Below are 4,930 nucleotides of genomic sequence, written 5' to 3'. Positions count from 1 at the left end.
AGGATGCCCACGCCCTCGGAGAACACGGTGCCGTCGGCCTCGTCGGAGAACGCCTTGCACCGGCCGTCCCGCGCCAGCCCCCGCTGACGGCTGAAGTCCACCAGCAGCTCCGGCGTCGCCATCACCGTCACGCCACCCGCCAGCGCCAGGGTGCTCTCCCCTCTGCGCAGGGACTCGCAGGCCAGGTGGATGGCGACCAGCGAGGAGGAGCAGGCGGTGTCCACCGTCAGGGCCGGGCCTTCGAGACCCAGGGTGTAGGCCACCCGCCCCGACATGACCGAACCGGCGCTGCCGGTCTGGAGATACCCCTCGATCTCCTCCGGGTACGATCCGGGCCCTGCGCCATAACCGGTCTGTGTTCCGCCGATGAAGACGCCGGTCAGAGTGCCGCGTAGCGAGTCCGCGTCGAGCCCCGCCCGCTCCAGCACCTCCCACGACGTCTCCAGCAGCAACCGCTGCTGCGGGTCGATCGCGATCGCCTCACGCGGGCTGATCCCGAAGAAGCCCGCGTCGAACCCGGCCGCGTCCTTCAGGAACCCGCCCTCACGCAGGTACGTCGTCCCCGCATGGTCCGGGTCGGGGTGATAGAGCGCCTCAAGGTCCCAGCCCCGGTCCTCGGGGAAGGACGAGATCCCCGAACGGCCCTCGACCAGCATGTCCCACAGGTCCTCGGGCGACTTCACGCCACCCGGATAGCGGCAGCTCATCGCCACGATCGCGATCGGCTCCCCCACCCCGGCGGGAGCTGTCGCGGCCCGCGCCGGCTGGGCTCCGGTCGCCGCCCTGTCGCTGCCGGTGACCCGCTGCAGCAGATGCGCCGCCAGCGCCACTGGCGTGGGGTGGTCGAAGACCAGCGTCGCCGGAAGCTTCATGCCCGCCGCCCGGCTGAGCCGGTTGCGCAGTTCCACCGAGGTCAGCGAGTCGAAGCCCAGATCCTTGAACGGCCGCCCGACCTGGATCTCCTCGCCCGAGGCATGCCCAAGCACCGCAGCCGCCTCCGCGCACACCAGTGACACCAGCACGTGCTCCTGCTCGGCCACCGGCAACCCGGCCAGCCGTTGCTCCAGCGCCGACCCGCCGTCCGAAGCCCGCCCGGCATGGGCGGCGCGCCGCGTGGGCGTGCGAGCCAGCCCACGCAGAATCGCCGGGACACCGTCATGGCGAGCGCTCAGGATCCGGGTGTTGATGGGCAGCGGCACGAGGAAGGCGTCCGGCCTGGTGAGCGCGACATCCAGCAGTCGCATGCCGTCGACGGCGCCCATCGCCGTGAATCCCGAACGAGCCAGGCGATCCAGATCGAGCTTGGCCAGTTGGCGGGTCATGCCACCCGTCTCCGGCGCCCACAGTCCCCAGGCGAGGGACTGTGCGGGCAGACCGGTGCTCTGGCGGTGGACGGCCAGGGCGTCCAGGAAGGCGTTGGCGGCTGAGTAGTTGCCCTGCCCGGCGCTGTCCAGAGTGGCGGCCGAGGAGGAGTAGAGCACGAACGCGGCCAGGTCCAGGTTCTGAGTCGCCTGGTGCAGGTGCCAGGCGGCGTTCGCCTTGGGCTGCAACACCCGGTCGAGCTTGTCGGAGGTGAGGGAGGTGACCACGCCGTCGTCGAGCACTCCGGCGGTGTGGAAGACGGCGGTGAGCGGACGCTCGGCGGGGACACTGTGCAGCAGCTCGCCGACCTGCCCGGGGTCGGACAGATCGCATGCCGCGATCTCGACCGTCGCGCCTGCCGCTTCCAGATCGGCGCGCAGTTGGTCGGCGTCGGGTGCCTGCTCTCCCCTGCGCGAGGCCAGCAGCAGGTGCTTGACCTGGTGACCGGTGGCCAGGTGGCGGGCCAAAATCGCGCCCAGCCCGCCGGTGCCGCCGGTGATCAGTACGGTGCCGTCGGGGTCCATGCGGCGTGGCATGGTCAGGATGATCTTGCCGGTGTGGCGGGCCTGGGCCATGTGCCGGAACGCCTGATGGGCCTGCTGGACCGGCCAGCACCGCACCGGCAACGCCGCCAGCTCACCGTCGGTGAACAGCTCCAGGAACTCGGCCAGCATGTGACCGACCCGCTCGATACCGGCGTCCATCAGGTCGAAGCTGCGATACCGCACGTGGGGGTGAGTGCCCGCGACGTCGGCGGGGTCGCGGCGGTCGGTCTTGCCCATCTCGATGAACCGGCCGCCCGAAGTGAGCAGGTCGAGCGAGGCGTCGGTGAACGGCCCGGCCAGCGAGTTCAGCACCACGTCCACCCCGCCCGAGACCGCCGCGAAGACGTCGGCGAAGTCGAGATCCCGGGAAGAGGCGATGTGATCGTCGGCCACCCCGAGCTCGCGCAGCAGGTGCTGCTTGGCAGGTGAAGCGGTGGCGAACACCTCCGCGCCCAGATGGTGAGCAATCTGGATCGCCGCCATGCCGACGCCACCGGCACCGGAGTGGATCAGCACCCGCTCGCCCCGGCTCAGCCCAGCCAGGTCGACCAGGGCGTACCAGGCGGTCGCATAGGCCACCGTCACCCCGGCTCCCTGGGCGAACGACCAGCCCTCCGGCAGGCCGACCACCAACCGCTGATCGACCACCACCCGAGGACCGAACGCGCCATCGCCCAGCCCCATCACCCGATCCCCGACCCGCAGCCCGGCCACGCCCGGCCCGACCTCGGTGACCACACCGGCGAACTCGCCGCCGATCGGCTCGCCCTGCTCGGGCACCATGCCCAGCGTCACGACCACGTCGCGGAAGTTCACCCCGGCCGCGCGGACTTCTACTCGTACCTCGCAATCGGCCAGGTCCCGATCGGCCTGCGGCGCTGGGATCAAGGCCAGCTCCTCCAGGGAGCCCTTGGCGGGGCAGTCCAGCCGCCACCCACCCGTACCCTCGGGCACGGGCAGGTCACCGGAGGTGTCGGCCCGAGCCAGCCGCGGCACCAGCACCCGGCCGGCACGCACTGCCAGCTGCGGCTCGTCCTCCACCCCGACCAGCACGGACAGGCTGGTGAACGACTCGGCCGCATCGTCCAGGTCGACCAGCAGGATCCGGCCGGGGTTCTCGGCCTGGGCCGAGCGCACCAGACCCGACACCGCCGCCCCGCCCAGAACACCACCATCGGCGCCGCCGGCGGCGTCAATCGTCACAGCACCGGTGGTGACCAGCACCAGCCGGGACTCGGCCAGCCGCTCGTCGGCCAGCCAGTCGCTCAGCACGGCGACGACCCGGTCCAGCTCGGGCCGCAGTTCCTCCAGCGGCCCACCGGCGGTGTCCAGGCGCATGACCACGGTCCTGGGAACGGCGAGCCCGGACGCGACCGCCTCACCCAGCGCCGCAACATCCGCGTACTCGGCGGCGGCGGCCAGAGCAGGCCACCGCTCGCCCACCACCGCCACGTCTCCCGAGGTGGAGCCCGGCAGCTCGCCCGGCAACGGGATCCACTGCACCCGATGCAGCGCCTCATCCCCGGGCTGGGGGCGCGACGACAGTCCACCGGCCGGAAGCGGGCGGGAGATCAGGCTGGTGACGACCGCCACCGGAGCCCCGGCGGGGTCGGAGATGCGGATGCTGGAAGCGCCGTCCTCAGCCGGACGGATGTGCACGCGCACCTGCTGAGCGCCGGAAGCCAGCAGCTCCACCCCGTTCCAGGCGAACGGGAGCGCCACCCCGTCAGCCTGTTCGACGAGGCCGGTGGCGTGCAGCGCCGAGTCCAGCAGGGCCGGGTGGATGCCGTACTGGTCGGCTTCGGCGGCTTCCCGCTCACCCAGCTCGACCTCGGCGAACACCTCGCTGTCGCGGATCCAGGCCCGCTTGAGTCCTTGGAAGGCCGGACCGTACCCATAGCCGGACTCGGCCAGCCTCTGGTAATGCCCGGACACGTCCACCGCCTGCGCCCCTGCGGGCGGCCACTGCCCGTCGGTGGTGTGGGTGGTGCCGCTCGCCTGGGTGAGGGTGCCGGTGGCATGACGGGTCCAGGGGCGCTGGCCGGTGCGGGCGTGTACGGTCACCTCGCGGCGGCCGTCCTCGTCGGCGGCCACGGCGACCTGGAGTTGGACGGCTTCGTCGCCCTCGATGACCAGGGGCGCTTCCAGGGTCAGCTCCTCCAGCACCGGGCTGCCGATCTCGTCTCCCGCGCGTACGGCCAGTTCGACGAAGCCGGTGCCGGGGAAGAGCACGGTGTCTCCCACCCCGTGGTCGGCCAGCCAGGGGTGAGTGGCGGTGGAGATCCGCCCGGTCACCACCACACCACCCTCATTCGGCAACTCGACGGCAGCACCGAGCAGCGGGTGATCCACCCGCGTCTGACCCAGCCCGCCCGCGTCCGACACCCCAGCCGGGGCGCCTTCCAGCCAGTAACGCCGATGCTGGAACGCATACGTCGGCAGCTCGACACCTGCGCCGGTGAGGAGCCGTTCCCAGTCCACGCTGACACCGGCGACGAACGCCTCACCCACCGAACGAACGAACCGATCCGCGCCACCCTCGCCGCGGCGCAGCGACCCGACCGCCACTCCCGGCGTGCCGGTGGCGTCCAGGATGTCCTGAACCGCCATCGCCAGCACCGGATGCGGACTCGCCTCGATGAACGCCGAACGGCCATCGGCCAGCAACGCCCGCACCGCACCCTGGAAATCCACCGGCCGGCGGGCGTTCGCGAACCAGTACTCCGCTCCCAGCTCCGAGCCCGCCAGCACCCCGCCGCTCACCGTCGAGTAGAACGGCACCCGGCCCGCCTCGGGAGTGACCGAGCCCAGCATGTCCAGCAGCCGCTCACGCAGGGGCTCCACCATGACCGAATGCGAGGCCACCGTGGTCGCGATCACCCGCGCCCGCACCCCCTCGGCACGCAGCCGTTCAACCAGCTCCTCCAACGCCTGGACCGGCCCGGCCACCGCACACGAGGCCGGCCCGTTGTCCGCGCTGACCTCCAACCCCGCATCCAGCCGTTCACGGACCACCTCGGCGG

General features: G+C 71.9%; 1 protein-coding gene. It reads right to left on the bottom strand.

What is annotated here, in order from left to right; genetic code table 11:
• Positions 1 to 4,856: SDR family NAD(P)-dependent oxidoreductase (locus ABZS69_RS66815; RefSeq protein WP_355395549.1), on the bottom strand; the 4,856-nt coding region annotated here is incomplete at its 3' end.
• Positions 4,857 to 4,930: the final 74 nt, after the last annotated feature.

Origin of the sequence: Nonomuraea sp. NPDC005650, from assembly GCF_040605375.1 — a bacterium.
GTDB lineage: Bacteria > Actinomycetota > Actinomycetes > Streptosporangiales > Streptosporangiaceae > Nonomuraea.
Note: the sequence above shows the minus strand (reverse complement) of the source record. Positions and strands in the feature narration are given on the sequence as shown.